Origin of the sequence: Luteitalea sp. TBR-22 (genome assembly GCF_016865485.1) — a bacterium.
Classification (GTDB): Bacteria; Acidobacteriota; Vicinamibacteria; order Vicinamibacterales; family Vicinamibacteraceae; genus Luteitalea.
The window spans coordinates 361,457-383,752 of sequence record NZ_AP024452.1 but is presented as its reverse complement, the minus strand read 5'-3'; the positions used below and the strand labels follow the sequence as shown (position 1 = coordinate 383,752).

Here is a 22,296-nt window from a genome sequence, read left to right as displayed (position 1 = left end):
TCAATGGCAAAGCTCGCTGAACACGGACGGGCACCGGGCACCGGGTTCCGGATTCCGGATTCCGGGAGGGCGGGGTGTCCCACCCCCGCCGCCGTCGAGTGCGGCGCGGTCGGAGACCGCCCGCCCTACCCCTCGCTCAACGCCTCCTCGAACACGTGGAAGAACGGCAGCAACGGACGACAGGTCCCGACAAGCCAGGCCGGAAACTCGGCCGTGAAGAGCTCCGGCGGATGGGTAGTGAGCGTCCAGCCACCCCATCCGCCGATGAAGCGCACCGCCCGCCGCGCCGCCTCGTCGGTCAACCCACGGAACTCGGCAGGCGGACGCGCCAGCTCCCGAAGCTCCCAGGTCGGCGCATCAGGGCCCGACACGTCCATGGCGCGCAGCAGCCGCGCGGCGTGGTCGCCCTCGGCCAGCCAGCGCCGCACCGCAGGCAGACGCTCGCGCGGCACCTCGGGCAGCCCCACGCCGAGTTCCAGTCCCTTGCCGTTGATCTGCAGATAGAACGACGGCTGCGCCATCCGCACGCCCTCGGCCCACCAGATCAACGCCAGGTGTGTCTTGTAGGGCGGGGCGTCAGGCCGGAATCGCCGATCGCGCGCCATGCGGAAGATCGACCCGTTGACGCGCGGGTCGGCCACCACGCGACACCCCGCGGCGTGCAGCGCCTCGCCCACCGCCACCACGCACTGGCGGGCCGGCGTCAGGATCGCGGCCTCGTACCGTGCGCGGTTGGCCTCGAGCCACTCCTCGGTGTTGTTGCGCGCCAGCGCCCGCAGGAACGTGACGGTGTCGCGCGGAAAGCCCTCGAACTCCGCGATGCCGGCACGCCTCGCACCTGCTGGCGTGCCTGCGGTCGGTGACCGGTGCCCGGCGCCCGAGGAGCGGTGCCCGGCGGTCGAAGGCCGCGCTCGACTCATGCGAGCGCGCCTCCGCAGCTCGAACCCGCGCCCGCCGTGCAACCGAAGCAGTGCGCGGCCGTCGCGATGCGCCTCTGCAGGAACGTCTCCGGGGTGACGTCGCCGATGTGCGGCGGCACGCCGACCACCCCCATGCCGAGCGCGTAGTTGAAGTCGCAGTCGTACAACTGCCCGTCCCAGGCGACGTGCAACTGGTGCCGGCACATCAGCCCCTCGACCGTCGCGGGATTGAAGGCATCGGCGAGCCTGGCCACATACGGCTCCAGCCGATCCTCGCGCGCCAGGTCCCGCGCGAAGCGCCCGATCGGCATGTTGGTGATCGTCAGCAGGCGTGTGAACGCCAGACCCCAGTCCTCGGCCAGCCGACGACGATAGTCGGCTTCCAGCGCGGCCTGGGGACCGGGCAGGCCCGTGCCGCCGGGGTTGTACACGAGGTCGAGGGGCAGGTCCTGCCGCACGCCGTAGCCCACGGCGTTCAACGCGCGCAGGGCCGCGATCGATCCGTCGAAGGTCCCTCGCCCCCGCTGCGCGTCCACGTTGGCTGCGGTGTAGCAGGGCAGGCTCGCCACCAGGTGCACCCGTCGGGTCGCGAACCATGCCGGCAGGTCGACGTAGCCCTCTTCGAGCAGGATCGTGAGGTTGGTGCGCACCATCACCCGCGCGCCGATCCGGATCGCCTCGTCGACGAACCACCGGAAGTGCGGATGCATCTCCGGCGCCCCTCCGGTGATGTCGACCACCCGCGCGCCAGCCGCTCTCGCCACGTCCAGCACCTGCGCCATCGTCTCGCGCGACATCGCCTCGGTGCGCTTCGGGCCGCTCTCGACGTGGCAATGCAGGCACGCGAGGTTGCACGCGAGTCCGACGTTCACCTGCACGGTCTCGATCGCGGCCGGCGTCAGCGGCGCGCCGGTCGCCTCGACGAGGGCGTCATGGAAGGAACGGGAAACGTTCATGCCTGCTTGCACGATACCGCAGTGGCCACCATGAGCCCCCTGGTCACGCGCGGACGCGCGACATGCCGCCGTCGACGCCGATCACCTGGCCGGTGATCCACGAACTGGCCGGATCGAGCAGGTGCGCCAGCACCGCCGCCACATCGTCGGGTTCCCCGATGCGGCCGATCGGGTGCAGCGCGAGGGACGTCTTCAGCGCTGCCTCGCTGCCGGTGATGCGCGCCGCGAGCGGCGTGCGCACCAGGCCCGGGGCGACGGCGTTCACCCGCACACCCCGCCCCGCGTAGGTGGCCGCCGACGAGCGCACCAACCCTTCGATGCCGGCCTTGGCCGCGGCAATCGCCTCGTGATTGGGCAGCCCGATCCCGGCGGCCGACGAGGACACGAGCGCGATGGAGAGCGGCGCCCGATGCCTGGCCACGACGGCCCGCATCACGTGGAACGCCGAGGTGAGGTTCAGCAGCAGCGTGCGCGCCCAGTCATCGTCACTGGTCAGGTGGAGCGGCTTGAGCAGGATCGAGCCGACACAGTGCGCCACGCCGTCGATCCGCCCATGACGGGCCAGCACGCCGGCGACGAGCGCGTCGACCTCGGCGGCCACCGTCACGTCGACCTGGACGGGCTCGACGTCGAGCTCGGCCGCCGCTGCATGCAGGCGGTCGGCGTCACGAGCGGCGACGATCACCGTGCAGCCCTGCTGGCGCAGCCGCGCGGCCAGCGCCCGGCCGATCCCGCCGCTGCCGCCGGTGATGAGCATGACGGGCGTCGCCCCGTCGTGAGTCGTCATGGCCACGCGATTACGACGCCTCTCGCTCGCCCGAGGCCCCGCCGCCTCCCCGATCCCCGATCCCCGATCCGCGATCCCCGATAAGATGGTCCCGTGAGCTATTTCAGCGACGATGAGATGCGGGCGCTGACCGAGCGGCTGTCGGGGATGACCAACCCGGTGCGGCTCGTGTTCTTCACCCAGACCTTCGGCTGCGAGACCTGCGCCACCACCAAGCGCATCCTCGAGGACTTCCCGCGCGCCAACGCGCTGGTCAGCCTCGAGGAGAAGAACATGGTGCTCGACACCGCAGACGTCGAGCTCTACGGCATCGTCGCGGCACCGGGCGTCGCCATCGTCGGCGACCGGGACCGCGGCCTGCGGTTCTACGGCGCACCTGACGGCTACGAACTGGTGTCGCTGCTGGAGGGCATCCTCATCGCCTCGGCCGGCGATTCCGGCCTCACCGAGGAGTCACGCGGCCTGGTCGCGACGCTCTCGGAGCCGCGCGCGCTCCAGATCTTCTCGACACCGACTTGACCGCACTGTCCCCGGGCGGTCCGCCTGGGATGGCAGCTGGCGGTCGAGAGCGATCACATCACCACTGCGGCGGTCTCGGCCGTGGAGTACCCCGATCTCGTGCGGCGTTTCCGCGTGTCGGGCGTGCCGAAGACCGTCATCAACGAGAGCGCCGACATCCTCGGGGCCGTGCCGGAAGCGGAGTTCGTCGAGGCGGTGGTGCGGGGGTAGGCACGGCGGCTCAAGGGCTCAGGGCTCAGGGCTCAGGGCTCAGAAATCATGCTGAATGGGTGCTGTGCTTTCTGAGCCTCGAGCCTGAAGCCTTGAGCCGCGTGTGATCAGTGCACCGGCCGCACGTTGACGATCCCCTCGTAGACGGGCATGCGGTCGGCGCCGGCCTGCGTCGAGACCTGCTCGAGCAGGCGCTCCATCTCGCGGCGCGTTGCGGCGTGCGCGGGATCGGCGCTCAGGTTCTTCAACTCGTGCGGGTCGGCTCGCAGGTCGTACAGTTCGGCCGTGAACCGATCAGGTGACCCGTCGCCCTGCGGGTACCTGATGAACTTCCAGCGATCGGTCCGCACGCCACGCACGTTGGGCGTGTACGGGAACTGCTTCTCGAAGTTGTACTCGTAGAGGAACGCCTCGCGCCACGCCACGGCCTGCCCGCGCAGCAGCGGCAGCCACGACGCGCCTGTCACGTCGGCGAGAGGCGATGCGCCCGCGATCTCGAGCAGGCTCGGCGCCAGGTCGTGGCTCAGCACCATCCGGCTCACGACCGTCCCCGGACGGACGACCCTCGGATACCGCACCAGCAGCGGCACCCTGATGCTGTCCTCGTACATCGTCCGTTTGTCGACCCGACCGTGCTCTCCGAGCACGAAGCCGTTGTCGCTGGTGAAGACGATGACCGTGTCGTCGAGCTGCCCGCTCTTGCGGAGCGCTTCGTACACGCGGCCCACGGCCTCGTCCACCGACAGCAGCGTCGCGAGGTACGCGCGCACGAAGGCGTCGTGGGTCTTCAGGTCGTAGAGCGGCCCCTTCGCGCCGTGCCAGGTCGGGAGGCTCTCCTCGAGCCAGGCGGGCTTTCCGTCGGCGGCGCGGTAGTTGTCGTAGCTGACGGGCAGGCGCACGGGGAACGCGTCGAGGGCGTGCGCGAACCGCGGCTCCGGCTGGATCGGTCCACCGTGTGGCGCCTTCTGCCCGAGCACGAGCAGCCACGGCCTGTCGTGCGCCTTCCCGATCCACTGCACCGCGTGGTCGGTGACGACGGTCGTGTAGTAGCCGGGGATCTTCGTGCGCGTGCCGTCGATGTTGAACTCGTTGTCGAAGTAGTTCCCCTGGCCGCGGTGGCTCATCCAGTGGTCGAAGCCCGGGCGCGGCGCGTCGTTGTCCTCGCCCATGTGCCACTTGCCGACATATGCGGTCTCGTAACCGGCGTCTTTCAATCGCCTCGGGTAACTGGGCAGGTCGACGGGGTACTCGGTGAAGTTGTTCAGCACCTGGTGACGACGCGCGTAGCGGCCGCTCAGGAGCGACGCACGGCTCGGCGAGCACAGCGACGTGGTGACGAACGCGTGGTCGAATCGCGCGCCCTCGGCGGCGAGGCGATCGAGATTGGGGGTCTTCAGCCACGGGAACAGTGCCGCGTCGCCCTGTGCGCGCTGCACCACGCCGAGCGCGTCCCAGCGCTGGTCGTCGGTGAGGATCACGAGGATGTTCGGTCGGCGCGCTGGCGGGACCGGAGCCTGCGCCACCGCGAACGCGGGCACGAGCCCGAGGAAGAGCGCTGCAAGCACGGCGAATCGATGCAGGTGCATGACGGGGCTCAGTGTCTCACTGGGTGTTCGCGGTCGGGAGTCGGGAGTCGGGAGTCGGGAGTCGGGAGTCGGGAGTCGGGAGTCGGAGTCGGGAGTCGGGAATCGGGAGTCGGCGTCGGCGGTCGGCACTGGCCCAGCGCCCAGCCCCGGGATGTCACTTCAAGCTCTTGATGAAGAGGATTACCGACTCGACCTGCCCGTCCGTGAGCACGCCGGTGAAGCTGGGCATGCCGACCCCGGGCCGATCGAAGCCCTCGGCGACGGCGGCCGCGGGCTCGCGGATGGACTGTCGGAGGTAGGCCTCGTCGGCGACGACGGGTTCCGGCCGGTTCGCGAGGCGTCGCGACGTGCCGTACAGCCCTGCCAGCGTCGGGCCCATCTTGGGCGCGGCACCGCGTTCGGGCGCATGGCAGGCCAGGCACCCGTACCGCACGAACACCTCGCGTCCCTCGTCCACCGTCGGCGCCGCAGCCACGACCGGCCCGACCGGCGCCTCGCGGCGCGTGAGGTCGAGCGTGATGTCGCCGAAGCCCTCGGCGCGCGGGTTGAACGGCTCGAGCGCGTAGGGCGTCGTGTACGCCTCGCCCTTCACCTCGCGACCGTCGCGTGCCTTCAGGGTCCAGGCCACCTTCAACTGCATCACCGGTTTCATGCCGGGGATGGTCACGAACACGCCGCGACCATCGGCCGAGACGTAGGCGACGCTGGGCGACAGCGGATCGACGCCCGGCGTGCCGTCGGCCTTGTAGTTCGGCGACCCGTACCTGAAGGTCCGCTTGTAGCCCCAGCTGGCCGCCGCGAAGTTGGCAGCGTTTGCCGCGCTCGCCCTGTCGAGCGCGAGGTCGAAGCGCAGCAGCACGCCTTCCCGCATCGGCGTCAGCTGCCGAGGCACGGTGACGGGCGCGCCGGTGTAGCGCACGCGGCCGAGGCCCGCGAGCCGCGTCGCGGTCGTGCCCCAGCCGACGATCTGGAAGCCGGCGATGTACAGCTGCCCGTCCTCGGGGTTGACCGCGCCGTTCAGGGGCGGGTAATCGAAGGCCGACGTGAGGCTGACGACGGCGGCCTGCGGCACCGGCCTGTCGAGGTCGAGCAGCACCCGGAACAACTCGGGGCGGTTGTACGCGATGTGCACCAGCCCGTTGTCGAGCGGCCCCATGCGCGACTCGAGCATCCACACCTGCGACATCGCCGACGCGTTGACGTCGTGCGGAATCCACGTGAGCGGCGCGGCAATCGGCGCCGGGTAGACCTCCTTCGGCAGGATGTCGCTCAGGAACCCGTAGAACTGGCGGTCGCGCACGATGTGCAGCGGCGTGCTCGGGATGTAGTGGCCCTGCTGATCGCTGGCCGTCACCAGGCCGGTCTGCGGGTGCACCGCGAGCTGCGGCTGGCGCAGGCCGTAGCCGAGCACGGTCGCCGTACGGCCGTCGGCCGAGATCCGCAGCACGCTGCCGTTGTGCTTGCCGATGGTCGTCGCCTCCTGCCCGCCCTTGGCGATCACGAACTCGCCGCCCGGCCCGAGCCGGATGGTGCTCGGGAACTCGCGCGTGTCGGCGGTCTGCGCGAAGGCATTCGAGAAGAGCTCGTGCCGGTCGGCCTCGCCGTCGCCGTTGGTGTCGCGCAGGCGCCAGATGCCGTTGCGGTCGAAGACGTGAACCTGCTCGTCGCGGATGGCGAGCGTGAGCGGCTCGTGGAGCCCAGACGCGAACCGCCGCCACTGCACCTCCCCGTCGCGCGACCCGACGCCACGCGCGGTCCACACGTCGCCATCGAGCGTGACGCACACCGCCGTGCCGTCGGCCAGGAACTGCACGTCGCTGACGCGCACCAGGCGCTTCCAGGGGTTCGGCATGGGCAAGGCGATGTCGTCCACGACGTACGCGTCGCGGGACGACGACGGCGTCACGCGCGTGGTGACCGCCTCGCGCCAGCGGGGCGCGGCCACCGTCGTGGGCACCGGCCCGAGCGCCACGGCGGGCACGGCGTCGGCCGGATGGATGGCCACGGCAAAGCGCACCGGCGCAGCGTGCGCCGGCACGCGCACGACCTGCACCGCCATGCCCGCGGCAGGCGTGACCGCCTGCAGCGTGATCCCCCGCGCCCCACGCGACGTCGCCAGGTGCACGTCGTGACCGGGCGCGGGCACGCCGACGACGAGCCAGTGCACCTGCGTGCTCGGGGCTACCGCGAACTGCCGCACCACGACGTCGGACCGCGAGGGCACGCCCGACATCCACTCCTGCACCGCCGTGCCGGCGACCTCGTACTCGAGCACCGCACCGTCGCGCGTCAGGCGAATGGCCGAGAACCGGCCGTCTTCAGCGGCGATCGGGCCCCGCCCCACCTCCTCGGGCGAGGGCGCCGGGGCGCGCGGATCCTCGAACCTCACGCGGTCGCCGGTCTGCCAGCCCGCATACAGGCCTGTCGCGATGACGATGCGGCCGTCGGGCGCCGGCAGGTCCTTCTGCCCACCCGGAGTCTTGCGATCGAGCTTGTGGTACGAGCCGGGCGCCAAGGCGGTCGGCGTCACGCCGGCACCCTGCCAGGCCGCCACCACCCGCAGCAGGTCGGGGTCGAAGGCGACCCACTGCCCGCGGCCAGCGGGCAGCACCAGCGCGCGGGGCGCGAGGTTGGTCGCCGGCAGGGACGCACCGGCGGCGCGCGCATCGACCACCGACGAGAAGAACGGCGCATCGTCTTCGAGCCACGGCCCGGGGGTCATGGTCGCCGACTGGATGGTCTCGCGACCGGAAAGCGCACTGCCGCCCCCCGCGGTGGCCGCGGCAAGGGCACAGACGCCGGCAATCAGGCGGAGTGACGGGACACGCGGCATCGAGGTGCCGATGTTACCGCGAGGCGCTCCCCCGCTCGTGACTCGCCGAGCCCAAGTACACTCGGGCATGCTCAAGTCGACCGGCGCCGCTCGTGCCCTCGCGGCGACAGCCCTGCTGCTTGCGTCCACCGTCGCGACCGCCCAGTCGCTCACCGGGGATGCAGGCCTCGACACGCGCCTCTCCCGCATCTTCCGGGAGCGCACCTACGACGTGCCGCGCTTCGGGCCGGCCCGATGGGTCGACGAGGGTGGGGGCTACACGACGCTCGAACGCGCGAGCGGCGCGAAGGCACCCGACCTCGTGCGCTACGACACCGTGTCGGGCGAGCGGCGGGTGCTCGTGCCTGCGTCGCGCCTCGTGCCCCAGGGAGCCACCGACCCGCTGGAGATGGCCGACTACGCGTGGTCGGCCGACGGGAGGCGGCTGCTGGTGTTCACCAACACCGTGCGGGTGTGGCGACGGAACACCCGGGGCGACTACTGGGTGCTGGACGTCGCCTCGGGACGCCTGCGCAAGCTCGGAGGCGACGCAGCGCCGTCGACGCTGATGTTCGCGAAGTTCTCGCCCGACGGCTCGCGCGTCGCCTACGTCCGCGCCAACGACATCTTCGTCGAGCGGCTCGACGACGGCCGCATCACGCGCCTGACCGCCGACGGCTCGGCGACGACGATCAACGGCACGTCGGACTGGGTGTACGAGGAGGAGCTCGACGTCCGCGACGGCTTCCGCTGGAGCCCCGACGGCCGTCACGTGGCCTACTGGCAGTTCGATACGACGGAGGTCGGCCAGTTCTCGCTCGTCAACAACACCGACACGACCTACCCCGTCGTCACGCGATTCGCGTACCCGAAGGTGGGCACCACCAATTCCGCCGTGCGGGTGGGCGTGGTCCCGGCGGGCGGCGGCAAGACCCGCTGGATGCGCACCGAGGGCGACCCGCGGCAGACCTACGTCGCGCGCGTCGACTGGCGCGACGCGGACACCCTCGTGTTGCAGCAGCTCGATCGGCTGCAGCAGCGCAATGACGTGCTGCTCGCCGACGCGCGCACGGGCGACGTCCGCCGCCTGTTCCGCGACCAGCTCGACACGTGGGTCGAGCCGACCGACCGCCCCGTGTGGATCGATGCCGGCCGCGCCTTCCTGATCGCCAGCGAGCGGGGCGCGTGGCGCCACGTACTGCGGGTCGGCGTGAACGACGGGCAGGCTCGCTCGGTGACGCCGTTCGAGGCGGACGCCATGGACCTGGCGGGCGTCGACGAGCGCGGCGGCTGGCTGTACGTGACGGCCAGCCCGGCCAGCGCCACGCAGCGCTACCTGTATCGCTCGCGACTGGACGGCGGGGCCGCGCCTGAACGGGTGACGCCCGACGCACAGGCCGGCTGGCACGAGTACGACGTCGCGCCGGACGGCCGCCATGCATTCCACACCTGGTCGCGCGCCGACCGCCCGCCAGTCGTGGACGTGGTCGACCTGGCGTCGCATCGATCGCTGCGGACGCTCACCGACACGTCGGAACTCGAGGCGCGTCTCGTCGAGCCGCACCGGGCGCCGCTCGAGTTCTTCCGGGTCGAGGCCGACGGCGTGACGTTCGACGGCTGGATGATCAAGCCCGCGTCGTTCGATCCCGCGAAGCGGTATCCGATGGTCGTGTACGTGTACGGCGAACCGGCGGCGCAGTCGGTGACCGATCGCTGGGGCGGTCCGCGGACGCTGTTCCATCGCGCGCTTGCCGATGCCGGCTACGTGGTCGTGAGCGTCGACACCCGCGGCACGCCCGCGTCGCGCGGCACCGCGTGGCGCAAGGTGGTGTACGGCAGCATCGGCGACCTGTCGTCGCGCGAGCACGCGGCGGCCACACGCGCCATCCTTGCCCGCTTCCCGTTCCTCGATCGGTCACGCGTCGGACTGTGGGGCTGGAGCGGCGGCGGCACGAGCACCCTGAACGGCATGTTCCGCCATCCCGACCTGTATCAGGTGGGCGTGTCGGTGGCGCCGGTGCCTGACCAGCGGCTCTACGACACGATCTACCAGGAGCGCTACATGGGCCTGCCGGACGCCAACGCCGCCGGCTACAAGGCGGGCTCGCCGATCCACTACGCCGAAGGCCTGCGCGGGAAGCTGCTGATCGTCCACGGCACGGGCGACGACAACGTGCACTTCCAGGGCGCCGAGCGGCTGATCAACCGGCTGATCGAGCTGGGCAAGCCCTTCGACATGATGGCCTACCCCAATCGCACGCACGCGATTGCCGAGGGGCCGGGCACGTCGCTGCACCTGCACGCGCTGATCGCACGGTACTTCCTGGCGCACCTGCGGCCGGGCCCCGAGTGAACGGCAGTCTGAAACGTGAGATCTGAAACTGATCGGCGGCCGGCCTCTCGGCCTTGCCGCTCGCGGCAACCCGAGGGGCTGCGGCGCCGCCGCGCCCCGCGAGAATTTCAGACTTCGAATTTCAGATTGCCAGCCTCAGCGTTCGAAGGTCACCTGGTCGCCCACCGTCAGTGGGGTGCGCGCGAGGGTGCCGGCCCCGAACTCGAGGACCGTGCGTGCCTGGCGCGTGCCCGAGACGAGGCGCCACGCGGGCAGGGCCGGGAACACGCGCAGCACGCGGTCCTCGCCATCGAGGAACACCACGTCGATCGGGATGCGCATGAACCACGTGTGGATCGACCAGGCCGGCGCGAGCAGCAGGCCCTCGCCGACGGGCAGCGAGGTGTGCGCCAGCAGGCCCACCATGCGCCCCCACGCCGTGCGCGCCTCGACCACCTCGCCGACGAGGGCGCCGCCCGGTCCGCGCACCCGCGTGCGGCGAGCCGGGGTCACTTCTTGCCGACGGTCAGGGTGCGGGCGACCGTGTCGCAGGCGCGCGCGTGCCTGGCCGCCGTCGCACGCGTGGCGGCGCAGGTCAGGCGGTAGAGGGACGCGCCGCTCACGACGCTGTACTGCGTGACGTCGAGGTCACCGGTGAGTCCGCTCGCCCCGTAGCGGATCACCACCACCTTGTTGCCGCCGAGTTCGCTGAGCGCGCTGCTGACGACGCGCGCGTGGGGGGCGCGCTGCGTGAGCTGCTCGAGCTCGATCTCCTTGAAGGTGTCGTCGATCTCGTCGGCGGCGAGCGCGACGCGCAGGACCGTGTAGTCGAGGGCCAGGCTGGCCTCGCCCTTCTTCTGCATCAGCAGGGCGATGTTGCCGCCGGTGGCGGGCACCGCCACCCAGTCGTCCTTCGGGTAGCTGAACGCCACGTTGTACACGAGGCTCTTGTAGGGCTGCGTGTCCTTGGCCGGCAGGGGCTGGGCGGAGGCCGCGCCAGACACTGCCGCGATGGCGAATGCCGGGATGACCAACAGCAGCCGAAGTGCGAAGGCCACAGGGGCCCGAAGGGGAACTCGAAGGCCGCTGGCCGAAGGCCGATGGCCGGTGCTGTCGTTCACTGTCGCTCTCCCACGTCCACGATCAGGACGCTGACGTTGTCACGGGTGCCGGCGTCGATGGCCTGGGCGACCAGGCGGCTGGCCACGTCCTGCGGCGAGCCGTCGATGGCCGCCGGCTCGAGTTCCTCGATCCCCACCACGCCGTGCAGCCCGTCACTGCAGATCAACAGCCGCAGCCAGGCCGGCACCGGCATCTCCGCCATCGAGGGCGTGACCTCGGACTCCGCGCCGAGGGCGCGCGTGAGCGCGCGGCGCGACCCGATGCGCTCGCCCGCCGAGTCCAGCTGGTCCACCGTCGCCGCATCGTCCTCGGTCAGCAGACGCGACGGGCCGGGACCGAGGCGGTAGATGCGGCTGTCGCCGACGTTGGCAAACGACACGACGTTGCCTGCCACCAGCACGGCGGCGACGGTCGTCGCCATGCCCTGCAGGCTCGGGTCCGATTGCGAGGCGAGGTGCACGCGCTGGTTGGCCAGCACCACCGCGGTGCGCAGGCGGTTGGACGTGGTGGAGAAGCGCGGATCCCAGCCCATCGGCCACGTGTCGTCCTCGGCGTTGGCGGCCGATCGGGCGATGTAGCCGGCGAGGGTCTCGAGGGCGAGCTGCGACGCCACTTCGCCGGCGTTGTGGCCGCCGACGCCGTCGAACACGGCGTACAGGCCGAGGCGGTCGTCGCACAGGACGCGATCCTCGTTGACCTCGCGCACGGGGCCCGTGTCGGTGGCGCTTCCGCCAATGGTGATGATGAATGGCACTTGCATCAGGCAGGCACGGCGTCAGGCATGTCGACGGCGACCGTGTGCTCGAGCACCTCGGCCAGTGACGTCTCGCCCAGCAGCACCTTGGCGAGGGCGGCCTCGCGCAGCGTGCGCATGCCGTCGCGGTAGGCCTGCAGGCGAATCTCGGAAACCGACGCGCGCCGCATCACCATGTCCTCGATGGCTGCCGACATGCGCAGCACCTCGAAGATCCCCGTGCGGCCGCGGTACCCGGCGCCGCCGCAGGCGGGGCAGCCGCGTGGCTCGTGGATCGTGGCGCGGCCGTGATGGTGAAGGCGCTCGTACGGGGCGGTCAGCGGGTGGGTGCGCACGTCGATCTCGGTGGTCGTGCGGCACTCCTTGCAGAGGCGGCGCACGAGGCGCTGGGCGACGACGAGGCGGAGCGAGGAGGCGACGATGAACGACTCGAGGCCCATGTTGAGGAGGCGCAGCACCGCGCCGGCCGCATCGTTGGTGTGCAGGCTCGACAGCACCAGGTGGCCGGTGAGCGCGGCCTTGAGGGCGATGTCGGCCGTCTCGGCGTCGCGGACCTCGCCCACCATGATGACGTCGGGATCCTGGCGCAGGAAGCTCTTGAGCGCCATCGCGTAGGTCAGCTCTTCCGCGTCGCACTGCACCTGCGTCACGCCGAGGATGCGCGACTCGACCGGGTCCTCGGCGGTGAGGATGCACTCGTCCTCGGTGTTGAGCCGATCGAGCAGCGCGTACAGCGTCGAGCTCTTGCCGCTGCCGGTCGGTCCGGTGACGAGCAGCAGCCCGTTGGGCAGGTCCGACGCCTCCTCGAGCAGGGCGCGCGTCTCCTCGTCGACGCCGAGATCGCGCAGGTCGCGCCGCTGCCGCGCGCGGTCGAGCACGCGCATCACGACCTTCTCGCCGGAGATGGACGGCACGAGCGAGAAGCGCAGGTCGACCGGACGCCCCCACACCAGGTCGTAGCCGATGCGGGCGTCGATCGGCGTGGCGGCGGCGGTGAGCGGCACGTCGGCCATCGCCTTCAGGCGGGCGCCGACCCCCAGGATCACCGAGGGCGGCAGGTCGTGCAGCACCCGCAGCGCGCCGTCGACCCGCGCCCGCACGCGCAGGCGTCCCTCCGAGGGCTCCACGTGGATGTCGCTGGCGCCGGCCTCGACCGAGCGCGCGATCATCTGGTGCACGAGCCTGATGATGACCGGCTCGCGCGCCAGCAACTCCAGGCCCTGGGCGCCCGACCCGAGGCTGTCGCGCGTGCGGTTGGCGAAGGCGGCCGCGGCGTCGACACAGGCCGCGAAGGGCGCGCCGATGGCCGCGTGGTACGCAGCCTCGGCCACCTGCAGGGATGCCTCGCCGACGTGGCGCAACGGCTGGCCCTGCATGGACGCCGCGTAGTGCTTCGTGAGCGCGGCCGTCACGGCCGGCTCGGTGGCCAGCAGCGGCACCACCTGGCAGCCCGAGAGCGACTCGAGGGCGCGGCGATACCGCGCGTCGGTCGGGTTCAGCATGCAGACGTGGAGGCGATTGACCTCCATCTGCGCCGGAAAGGCCAGCATCGCCAGCCACACCTGGGCGGGCACCAGCGTGTTCACCCGATCGAGGAAATCCGGATAGACCGTCATCAGTGACGGGTCCACCGTCTTGATGCCGGTGATCTCCTCGAGCAGCATCCGCACGACCTTGTCGGTCGCCAGCGACAGCGAGAGCACGGCGCCGGCCAGCGTGCCGCCGCGGGCCTGCTGGTACACGCGGGCCGTGTCGACGCGCGCGGCGTCGAGGGCCTTCGAGGACACGAGCAGTTCCCCGAGCCGGGCGTCGAGCTCGGCGTCGGTCACTCGCCGCCTCCCTTGATGGCCGCCAGCCGCTCCTGCGCCGTGGCCTTGCGCGGGTCGCTGTCGGGCAGCCACTCGATCGCGCGCTGGTACCAGGTCATCGCCTCGGTCGGGCGGTTGCGCGCGTCGAACTGTCGCGCCTTCCGGTAGGCATCGTCGCCGGCCGCCGTCATCTTCGTGCGGGCCGCGGCCGCCTGGTCGGCAGCACCTGCCCGCTCGTACAGCGAAATCGCACGCGACCAGTCGCCGCCCTGCTCGGCGGCCTGCGCCTCGGCCAGGACCTTCTCGCGCGCCGCGGCCTGTCCCTGGCGGGCCTGCTCGAGCAGCGTCGCCGTGTCACGGAATCCCGGCTGCTGCGCCAGCACCGACTCGAACGCGCGTTCTGCCTCGGCGAAGCGCCCTGCGCCGAGGGCACGACGTCCCTCCTCGTAGCGGTTCACGACGGCCGGATTGTCCTTGGGCGTCGTCGGGGTCTGGCGCCTGGGACGCGCGCCCGGTGGAGCCGGCGTTCCCGGCGGTGTCCCGCCCGGCCTCGTCGTCGCCGGCGTGGTGCCTCCCGGCGGCGGCGCGACGACGGCAGGCGCCGGCGGCGCGACGACGGCGGGCGACGCGGGAGTGGTGACCGGCGCGGCGGGCGTCGGTGCCGGCGATGCAGGGGTGGCGACGGGAGCCCCCGGCGTCGCGACCGGTTCCGCAGGCGCGGGCGCCACGGGAGCGGGCGCGGGGGCCGGCGCCGGCTCGGGGGCCGGTTCGGGCGCCGGCGGCTCCTCCTGCTGCACGATCGTCGGCTCGACCGTGCGCGTGCCGAACAACTTCCACGCGACGGCCCCGGCCGCGCCCAGCATCGAGACCAGGAACAACACGAGGATGACGGGGTTGACGCCCTTGCGCGGCGGCTTGGCCTTGGTGGCCTGACGCACCACGGGCGGGGGCGGCGCGGCGACCACCGCCGGCGACGACGCCGCCGCCTTGCCGGGCATCATCAGCGTCTGGTCCGGTGGAATCGGGACGTCGGCGGTCGGCACCTGCACGTCGGCGGTGACCTCGGCCGCCGTCGGCACGGGTGGCGGCACGGGGATGCGCACGTCCTCGAAGGCGAGCTTGTAGTCGCCGAACAGCACCTCGTGGCCGTGCTCGAGCGGCAACCGGTTGACGCGCTGGCCATCCTTCCAGCTGCCGTTCTGGCTGTTCAGGTCGATGAAGACCCAGCGACCGTTCTCCTCGCGCAGCTCCGCGTGGAAGCGGGAGACGGACTTGCGCGGGTCGAGCAGCGTGATGTCGTTGGTCTCCGATCGCCCGATGCGCCAGTCGCGGTGGCCGGGGTCGAACTCCGTCTCGATGGCGCCGTCGCGCCAGATGATCACCTTGGGCATTCGGATCGCTCCGGCCGGCCGCAGGCCCCGCAAGGCGCCCGCGTGCGCGGCCCGCATCTGTGGACCGCTACTGCGTCGCGCGCTGGCGGAGCCGGGTCGCCTCGGCCTTCGCCCGGGCGTTCAGCGCCTCGGTCTCGAGGGTCAGCGCCTGGATGGCTTCCCACTGCTGGGCCGCCTCCTCGAACTTCAGTTCCTCTTCGGCACGCGTGGCGGCCGCCTGCAGGCTGCGCAGGCGCAGGTCGCGCTCGCCCATGACGCGCAACAGCAGTCGGCGCGACGGCTCGTGCGTCGCGTCACGCTTGAGGGCGCCGTGCAACAGGCGATAGGCGTCGAGGAGACGGCCGTTCTTGTACGCGAGTTGTCCCTCGTCGAAGAGCCAGCCGACCGGGCTGTCCTTGGCCGCCAGCGCCTGCTGCTCGATCGCCCGGGCCTGCGGCGAGTCGAACGGTTCGATCGCCGTGTCGTCGGGCAGCGACGGATCGGCACGCTGCGCCTCGGTGGTCTCGTTCTGCTCGGCCCGCGGCTTGATGACGAGCATGTAGACCGCGCCGAGGATGCCGACCATGACCAGCAGGGTGCCCAGCGCGGCCAGCATCAGCTTCAGGCCCTTGTTGCCCGGATTGGCGGGCGTGGTGGCCCCCGGCGGCGTCGCGACCATCGACTGGCCTTCCACCTCGAAGACGAGCCGCTGATCGCCGATCTGGATCACGTCGCCCGAAGAGAGCTGCGCCGCGTGCACGGTGAGGCCGTTCACGGTCAGGCCATTGGCGCTGTCCTGATCCTCGATGCGCACGCCGCGCGGCGTCCACGACACCAGCGCATGGCGCTTGGAGACGAACTGCGACGCGAGGACGATCGTGTTGCCGGCCTCGCGGCCGAGCGTGATCGAGCGACCCTGCTCGAGCGCGTAGACGAGTTCCTCGCCATCGGGGCGCTGCAGGACGAGACGAGCGGGCGAACGATCGGATGCCGACATCGGGCCTCTGTCTACCTCAACGCGCGCCCAGAGTCACGCGCACATGTCCCGACGACTCCCGGCGCAGGAGGACGGGCAGGCCGTCGGGCACGGCAACGCTGGCCTCGGCACCAGCCTGCATGCCCAGGGCGCCGAGTCCCTGCACGACCGCATTGCGCAACGGGCCGCCGTCGAGCACGTCGAGCAGGTGGCGGCCGGAGGCCGTCGCCCATCCGGCCGCGCCGCCCTCGGGTCCGTGTGCACTGCAGGCCACCACGGTGAGCGAGGGGGTCACCTCGATCCAGGGCGGCCCCGGGTCCACCACCACCGGCACGCCGGCCGAGGCCGGGTCGGCTGTCTCCGCCGGTCCGCCGGCGCCGGCAACCATGCCGGCCTGGGCGTGCCGTCGCTGCTCCAGCAGGTAGGCGACCACGCCCGGCAACCGCTCGAGCCCCGGCATGAGCGTGCCCTGCATGACCTTCGGGTTGGCTCCCGACACCGCCAGTTCCACCTGGCGCGTGAAGTGCTGGAGCACGGCGCGCGTGTGGCGCTTGACCAGCAGCGACGCCACGATCGCGCAGATCAGCGACGCCATCAGCGCGACCATCACCGCCAGGCCGGTGTCCTGCAGCGCCGGTCGCTCGTAGCGCACCCAGGCGACGTACGCGCCGCGCCCCGCTGGCGCGTAGGCGTCGGCGAACTGCTCCACGCGGCCCACCTGCGGCGCGTCGATCGCCCGCCAGGCCTCGCCCACGCCGGGCAACGCGCCGTAGGCCCTGCCCACCACCGAAGCCGGCGCGACGGCGCGGCCGGTGGCCTTGTCGAGCACCATCGCTTCCTGCACGCCCGACTGCGCCAGCACGCTGTCCATCACGCTGGCGTCCACGATGTCGCCCGCGCCGGGGTGCACGCCGGCGGCCAGCCACCCGGCCAGGGTACGTGCCTGCCGCTGCGACAGGGCGTCGATCGCCGTCGACGAGGCGAACATCAGCGGCAGGGCGCCGAGCAGCACCGCCAGGCCGCCCAGCAGCACCGTCAACAGGCCGAGCAAGCCGCCCCACGAGAACTTCGGCCCTCCGCTGATCTGCGACTCCGGGCTGGTCGTGCCGGCGCTCGCGGCCGGCGCCGCGACAGGCGGGGGCGGGGCCGTCGGAGGCGGGACGGCCACGGGCACCGCTGCGCTGGCACGGGCCGGACTCGAGACCGGCGGGGCACCAGCGACGGGGACCGCCGACGGAAGCGCCGGAGGAGATGGCGGCACCACCGGCGCCGGAACGGCTGCCGGCTCGAGACGCGCCGTGCCGAGCCCGGCCGACGCCGCCTGCCGTGGCGGCGGCAGCACGGTGGTCCGCTCGTCAGGGGCCATCGACGGAGTCGGGACCGGCGCGGGGACTGGCGTCGCCGCCACCGCTGGGGCTGGCGGCGCACTCGGGAAGACGGGCGGTGCGGCCGACGGCCCCCCGCGCGACAGGACGTTGGTCTTGTCCGGATCGGCACCCGCGACGGCGGCAGCCCAATCGGGCGGCAGTGCCGCTGGCGCCGGGTCCGAGGAGGGAACCGGCGGCGCCGACATGGGCATGGGGTCGGCAAGCGCCGGGGGCGGTGCCGCAGGCACCGACGAGGCGAGCGCTGGGGCGACCGGGCCGATGGGCGGCAGCACCGCCGTGCGGTCGTCGGTCACCGGGACGACGGTCGGCGCCGGTGCCTCGGCCACCTGCTCCTCGAAGCGGATGCGCGCGTCGCCGACGGTGATCACGTCGCCTGGGACGAGGTCGGCCGCGCCGACCTTCCGGCCGTTCACCAGGATGCCGTTGCGACTGCCGAGATCGGTGACGCGCGGCTGCACGCCGGTGGCGTCGAACTCCGCATGCCGACGCGAGATCTTCGTGTCGGCGACGCTGATGTCGCACTCGGGCGCACGCCCCACGGTGAGGCGTCCGATGAACAGCAGCTCGCGCTCGCCCTCCGGCGTCACGACGATGAGGCGACGGGTTCGCACGGGCCGGACCTCAGAAATCCGAGTAGATGAACTTCAGGGCGATGGGCGCGACGACCACCAGCAGCACCGCCGGGAAGATGAAGAGCAGCATCGGGAAGATGATCTTCTGCGTCGCCTGCCCGCCGGCCTTCTCGGCCCGCTGGAACCGCTCGGTCCGCAGGAACGATGCCTGCGACTTGAGCACGTCGCCGATGGAGGCGCCGAGCAGGTCGGCCTGCACCAGCGTCGAGACGAACGAGGACAACTGCGGGATCTCGAGGCGGGCGGCCATCGCCCGCAACGCCTCCGATCGCGTGGTGCCCAGCCTGATGTCGTTGAGCACCGCCGTCAGCTCGTCGCGCAGTGGCCCGCTCAGCCCGCGCTTGACCAGGCGCTCGAGCGCGATCAGGAACTCGAGGCCGGCTTCCACCGACAGCGACAGCACGTCGACGGCGCCGGGCAGCGCCCGCACGATCTGCGCCTCGCGCTGCTTGCGGCTGCTGCTCAGCATCACGTCGGGCAGCACGAACGCGCCGACGGCCGCCATGAGGAACACGGCCGGGTTGCGCAGCGGCGCGAACAGCAGCGCCCCGAGCAGCGGCAGCACCAGTGCGCACAGGATCTTCAGCGCGAGCAGGTGGTTGACCGTGAAGCCGTCGCCCCACCCCGACCGCGCGATCGAGACGGCGGCGCGCGACCGGTACGTCGGCCACTTCACGCCGCGGGCCGGGCGCGAGAAGGCGGCGATGACCGGAAAGAACACCTTGACGAAGGCCGGCGCGCCCTCGGGCACCTCGGAGGGCGCCGCGCTGCCTTCCCGGGCGCGCGGCGCGCCGATGCTGGTCACCAGCAGCAGCACCGCCAGGAACGCGCACGCCATCCCGGCCAGCAGCATCACGGTGAGCATCAGCCCCTGCCTTCCCTCGCGGGCCCGCGGCCCGTCGCCCTCGTGTCGTCGTGCGGCATGGTCACCTTCACTGCGCCCCCACCGGCTCGCAGTCGTCGGTCCGGACGCAATCGGCCACGTCCTCGACCGTCTCGCGCCACGGCTGGAACATCCACAGCAGGATCAGGATCCCGATGGCGGTCATGATCCCCGCAATCATCAGGTACTCGGTCGTCGTCTGCCCTCGACGCGACGCGCGACGACCCGCGATCCGCGATCCGCGATCCACGCCGGGGAGGCTCCCGACTCCCGACTGCCGACTCCCGACTCCCGTGCTCATACGTCGATCTGCACCAGCTTGAACATCAGCCAGAGCCCCATCAGGTCGAGCGCCGCGATGATGGCCAGCACCACCCACCCGAGCAGCGTGTTGAAGAGCGGCGCCGTGTAGGTGGGGTCGATGAACGAGAACAGCAGCAGCATGCCCGGCGGCATGAGGCACATGATGAAGCCCTGCGTCATGCCCTGGGCGGTCATCGACTTGATCTTGCCCGACACCTTCTTCCGCTCGACGATGGTGTTGGCCACCACGTCGAACGTCTCGCTCAGGTTGCCGCCCGTCTCGCGCAGCGTCAGGATCGAGTCGACGACGATGCGGTTGTCCTCGAGCGGCACGCGCTCGGCGAAGCGACGCAGCGCATCGTCCATCAGGCGGCCGAGGTGGATCTCCTTGACGACGCGCGCGAGCTCGTCGGCGATGGGCGGCTTGGTCTCGCGGACGGCGAGTTCGAGCGCCTGCTGCAGGCTGAGGCCCGCCTTGAGGCCGTTCGACATCAGGCGCAGCGCGTCGACCAGCTGGTCGTCGATGCGGTCGAGGCGCTGCCGCCGGCGCCAGATCACGAAGAACTGCGGCACGAAGTAGCCGAGCGCGGCGAGGAAGATCGCGAAGAACACGCGGCTGCCGAGCGAGTTGCCCAGCAGGAAGCCGATGAGCGCGCCGCCGACCGTCATGCCGGTGATGAAGGCCTGCGCGCGCTCGACCGTGATGGCCTCGAACATCGCGTCGAACTCGTCGACGATCCAGGAGCCGTACGTGCGCGTCCGCACGCGCCACCAGGCGCCCACGGCCTCGCCGCCGCCGCTCACGAAGAGCGCGGCGGCCGCAAACAGCACGCCGAGTCCACCCATCTTCATCAGGAGCAGCGTCGGGGTCATAGCGTCTGGTGGAGGAAGATCTCCTCCGGGACCTGGATGCCGAAGTTGGGCAGGCTCTTGACGAACTCCGGGACGTGCCCGGTCGGCCGGAACTGCCCGATCACCTTGCCGTCGGGCGTCAGCCCGGTCTGCTCGAAGCGGAACACGTCGCGGGTCACGAAGTCGGTGCCTTCCTGGCCGCAGATCTCGGTGACGTAGGTGATGCGGCGGCTGCCGTCCTGCAGGCGCGACTGCTGCACCACCAGCTGCACGGCCGACGCGATCTGGTCGCGGATGGCGCGGGCGGGCAGGTCGAGGCCGGCCATCAGCGCGAGCGTCTCGAGGCGGCTCAGCGCGTCCACCGGCGTGTTGGCGTGCAGCGTCGTGAGCGAGCCGTCGTGGCCGGTGTTCATCGCCTGCAGCATGTCGAGTGCCTCCCCGCCACGGCACTCGCCGACGACGATGCGGTCGGGGCGCATGCGCAGCGAGTTGCGCACCAGGTCACGGATCGTGATCGCGCCCTCGCCCTCGATGTTGGGCGGGCGGGACTCGAGCGACACCACGTGCTCCTGCGGCAGCTGCAACTCCGCGGCGTCCTCGATGGTGACGATGCGCTCGTCGTCGGGGATGAAGGACGAGAGCACGTTGAGGAGCGTGGTCTTGCCCGATCCCGTGCCGCCGGAGATGACGATGTTCTGGCGCGCGTGGACCGCGGCGCCCAGGAAGGTGGCGATCTGCTCGGTCATCGAGCCGAACCCGATCAGATCGGGGATGCCGAGCAGCTTCTTGGAGAACTTGCGGATCGTGATCGCCGGCCCCTTGAGGGCCAGCGGCGGGATGATCGCGTTGACGCGGCTGCCGTCGCGCAGGCGGGCGTCCACCATCGGCACCTTCTCGTCGATGCGGCGGCCGAGCGGCGCGACGATGCGCTCGATGATGCCGCGCAGCTGGTCGTTGCTGAGGAAGCTGACGTTGCTGAGCGTCAGATGGCCCTTGCGCTCGACGTACACCTGGTCGATGCGGTTGACCATGATCTCGGTGACCGTCGGGTCCTCGAGCAGATCCTCGAGCGGGCCGAGGCCGAGCGCCTCGTCCATCAGCTCCTTCACCAGCTGCCGGCGATCCTGCCGCGAGACCTCGGTGGCTTCCTCCTGCACGAGCGCCACCAGCTTGCCCTCGACGCGCACGTGCATCTCCTGGCGCTTGACCGGGTCGTGCAGGTAGCCGAGGTCGCCCTTGCGGAGGTCGATCTCCTCGATCAGGCGGCGCAGGATGCGGAGCTTCAGGTCGCGCCGCGCCTCGGCGGGCGTCGCCTCGCCCGACGACTCGCGGGCCTGCTCGGCGCGGTGGCGGAAGGCGCGCTGGATGAAGGCGCGCGACAGGTCGGCAAAGCCGGCCGACAGCTCGTCGTCGGGCCGCAGTTCGAGCAGCGTGTGGCCCTTGGTCTCCGCCCAACGCACGGTCTCGGGCTGGTCGGCCAGGTACGCGAGCACCTGGGGACCGAGTTGCGCGGCGCTCAGCCCCGTGTGGGACTCGGTGGTGCGGTTGACGCAGAGGCCGGTCGCGGCGATCGGCACCTGCGCCGTCCGCAGCAGGCCGAGCAGGTGCCCGGCGCGCTGCAGCCCGGCGGGGGTCGGGTCGACGACCAGGCACACCTGGTCGGTCCTGTCGATCAGGAAGGCGCCGACGTCGCCGGTCAGCAGCGACAGGTCCATGACCAGGTAGTCGAACGCCTGGTCGAGCACGCGGAAGACCTGCTCGAGCACCTTGCGGTTCAGCGCGTTGCCCTGCACGACGTCGTTGACCAGCGAGAGGCACGGCACGCCCGATGGCGCCGACATCAGGTACGAGGCCAGGAACTCCGGCGTCAGCCGGTCGAGCAGCGGCAGCAGGTCGCTGACGCTCTTGTTGCGCGGCAGCCCCATCTTCAGGCAGCCGTCGCCCGGGCACGGCGCCGACGCGTCGAGGAACAGCACGCCGCCCCGCACCTGGTGCAGGATGCCGACGGCGAGGTTGGTCGCCACGAACGTCTTGCCCGCGCCGCCCGACCCGGACGTGACGCCGATCACCTTGAGGCGTCGCATGG

19 protein-coding genes are annotated in these 22,296 nt (G+C 71.6%); 3 read left to right on the top strand and 16 right to left on the bottom strand.

All coding sequences use genetic code 11. From position 1 onward, the window contains the following. Positions 1-125: 125 nt before the first annotated feature. Genes TBR22_RS01640 through TBR22_RS01630 form a run of 3 tightly spaced genes read right to left on the bottom strand, consistent with a single transcriptional unit; the run spans position 126 to position 2,663 of the window. The gene (locus TBR22_RS01640) at positions 126-920 is read right to left on the bottom strand and encodes a DUF2461 family protein (RefSeq protein ID WP_239491208.1); all 795 of its coding nucleotides are present in this window, start codon (positions 918-920) and stop codon (positions 126-128) included. Further along, positions 917-1,876, bottom strand: a complete 960-nt coding sequence (arsS, locus tag TBR22_RS01635; RefSeq protein WP_239491207.1) for an arsenosugar biosynthesis radical SAM (seleno)protein ArsS — start codon at positions 1,874-1,876, stop codon at positions 917-919. The genes TBR22_RS01640 and arsS overlap by 4 nt, the downstream gene beginning before the upstream one ends. 43 nt (positions 1,877-1,919) lie before the next feature. Further along, the gene (locus TBR22_RS01630) at positions 1,920-2,663 is read right to left on the bottom strand and encodes an SDR family NAD(P)-dependent oxidoreductase (RefSeq protein ID WP_239491206.1); all 744 of its coding nucleotides are present in this window, start codon (positions 2,661-2,663) and stop codon (positions 1,920-1,922) included. Positions 2,664-2,756: 93 nt separating this feature from the next. On the opposite strand from TBR22_RS01630, the gene TBR22_RS01625 reads away from it, so the two are divergent. Both TBR22_RS01625 and TBR22_RS01620 read left to right on the top strand, forming a co-directional pair. After that, a complete protein-coding gene (locus tag TBR22_RS01625; protein ID WP_239491205.1) occupies positions 2,757-3,182 on the top strand; it encodes a hypothetical protein in 426 nt (141 codons plus the stop codon). A gap of 24 nt (positions 3,183-3,206) precedes the next feature. Continuing rightward, positions 3,207-3,392, top strand: a complete 186-nt coding sequence (locus TBR22_RS01620) for a thioredoxin family protein (RefSeq protein ID WP_370651561.1) — start codon at positions 3,207-3,209, stop codon at positions 3,390-3,392. Positions 3,393-3,499: 107 nt separating this feature from the next. On the opposite strand, the gene TBR22_RS01615 is transcribed toward TBR22_RS01620, so the two are convergent. Next, the gene (locus tag TBR22_RS01615) at positions 3,500-4,978 is read right to left on the bottom strand and encodes a sulfatase (protein ID WP_239491204.1); all 1,479 of its coding nucleotides are present in this window, start codon (positions 4,976-4,978) and stop codon (positions 3,500-3,502) included. Between the two features lie 154 nt (positions 4,979-5,132). Beyond that, entirely contained in the window at positions 5,133-7,811 is a 2,679-nt protein-coding gene (locus TBR22_RS01610; RefSeq protein ID WP_239491203.1) for a DUF6797 domain-containing protein, read from the bottom strand. Positions 7,812-7,878: 67 nt separating this feature from the next. Here TBR22_RS01610 and TBR22_RS01605 point away from each other — a divergent pair, with 67 nt between their 5' ends. Further along, complete coding sequence (locus TBR22_RS01605) at positions 7,879-10,143, top strand: S9 family peptidase (RefSeq protein ID WP_239491202.1); 2,265 nt, start codon at positions 7,879-7,881, stop codon at positions 10,141-10,143. A 135-nt stretch (positions 10,144-10,278) separates the two neighbouring features. On the opposite strand, the gene TBR22_RS01600 is transcribed toward TBR22_RS01605, so the two are convergent. The 11 genes from TBR22_RS01600 to TBR22_RS01550 all read right to left on the bottom strand — a co-directional run bounded on the left by TBR22_RS01600 (position 10,279) and on the right by TBR22_RS01550 (position 22,294). Beyond that, positions 10,279-10,635: a DUF192 domain-containing protein gene (locus tag TBR22_RS01600; RefSeq protein ID WP_239491201.1), complete on the bottom strand. Its 357-nt coding sequence runs from the start codon at positions 10,633-10,635 to the stop codon at positions 10,279-10,281. Further along, positions 10,632-11,180, bottom strand: a complete 549-nt coding sequence (locus tag TBR22_RS01595; RefSeq protein ID WP_239491200.1) for a hypothetical protein — start codon at positions 11,178-11,180, stop codon at positions 10,632-10,634. The genes TBR22_RS01600 and TBR22_RS01595 overlap by 4 nt, the downstream gene beginning before the upstream one ends. Positions 11,181-11,239: 59 nt before the next feature. Beyond that, on the bottom strand, positions 11,240-12,004 hold the full coding sequence (locus tag TBR22_RS01590) for a PP2C family serine/threonine-protein phosphatase (protein ID WP_239491199.1): 765 nt from the start codon (positions 12,002-12,004) through the stop codon (positions 11,240-11,242). Continuing rightward, complete coding sequence (locus TBR22_RS01585; RefSeq protein WP_239491198.1) at positions 12,004-13,827, bottom strand: GspE/PulE family protein; 1,824 nt, start codon at positions 13,825-13,827, stop codon at positions 12,004-12,006. The genes TBR22_RS01590 and TBR22_RS01585 overlap by 1 nt, the downstream gene beginning before the upstream one ends. After that, entirely contained in the window at positions 13,824-15,197 is a 1,374-nt protein-coding gene (locus TBR22_RS01580; protein WP_239491197.1) for an FHA domain-containing protein, read from the bottom strand. Before TBR22_RS01580 ends, TBR22_RS01585 begins: the two co-directional genes overlap by 4 nt. A gap of 67 nt (positions 15,198-15,264) precedes the next feature. Next, positions 15,265-16,173, bottom strand: a complete 909-nt coding sequence (locus TBR22_RS01575) for an FHA domain-containing protein (RefSeq protein ID WP_239491196.1) — start codon at positions 16,171-16,173, stop codon at positions 15,265-15,267. Between the two features lie 16 nt (positions 16,174-16,189). Next, positions 16,190-18,151 (bottom strand): FHA domain-containing protein, encoded by a 1,962-nt coding sequence (locus tag TBR22_RS01570; protein ID WP_239491195.1) that lies wholly within the window; start codon positions 18,149-18,151, stop codon positions 16,190-16,192. Between the two features lie 10 nt (positions 18,152-18,161). Next, on the bottom strand, positions 18,162-19,037 hold the full coding sequence (locus tag TBR22_RS01565) for a type II secretion system F family protein (protein WP_239491194.1): 876 nt from the start codon (positions 19,035-19,037) through the stop codon (positions 18,162-18,164). Between the two features lie 67 nt (positions 19,038-19,104). Then, the gene (locus TBR22_RS01560; protein ID WP_239491193.1) at positions 19,105-19,356 is read right to left on the bottom strand and encodes a hypothetical protein; all 252 of its coding nucleotides are present in this window, start codon (positions 19,354-19,356) and stop codon (positions 19,105-19,107) included. Beyond that, a complete protein-coding gene (locus TBR22_RS01555; protein WP_239491192.1) occupies positions 19,353-20,231 on the bottom strand; it encodes a type II secretion system F family protein in 879 nt (292 codons plus the stop codon). The genes TBR22_RS01560 and TBR22_RS01555 overlap by 4 nt, the downstream gene beginning before the upstream one ends. Next, a complete protein-coding gene (locus TBR22_RS01550) occupies positions 20,228-22,294 on the bottom strand; it encodes an ATPase, T2SS/T4P/T4SS family (RefSeq protein ID WP_239491191.1) in 2,067 nt (688 codons plus the stop codon). Before TBR22_RS01550 ends, TBR22_RS01555 begins: the two co-directional genes overlap by 4 nt. Positions 22,295-22,296 lie beyond the last annotated feature (2 nt).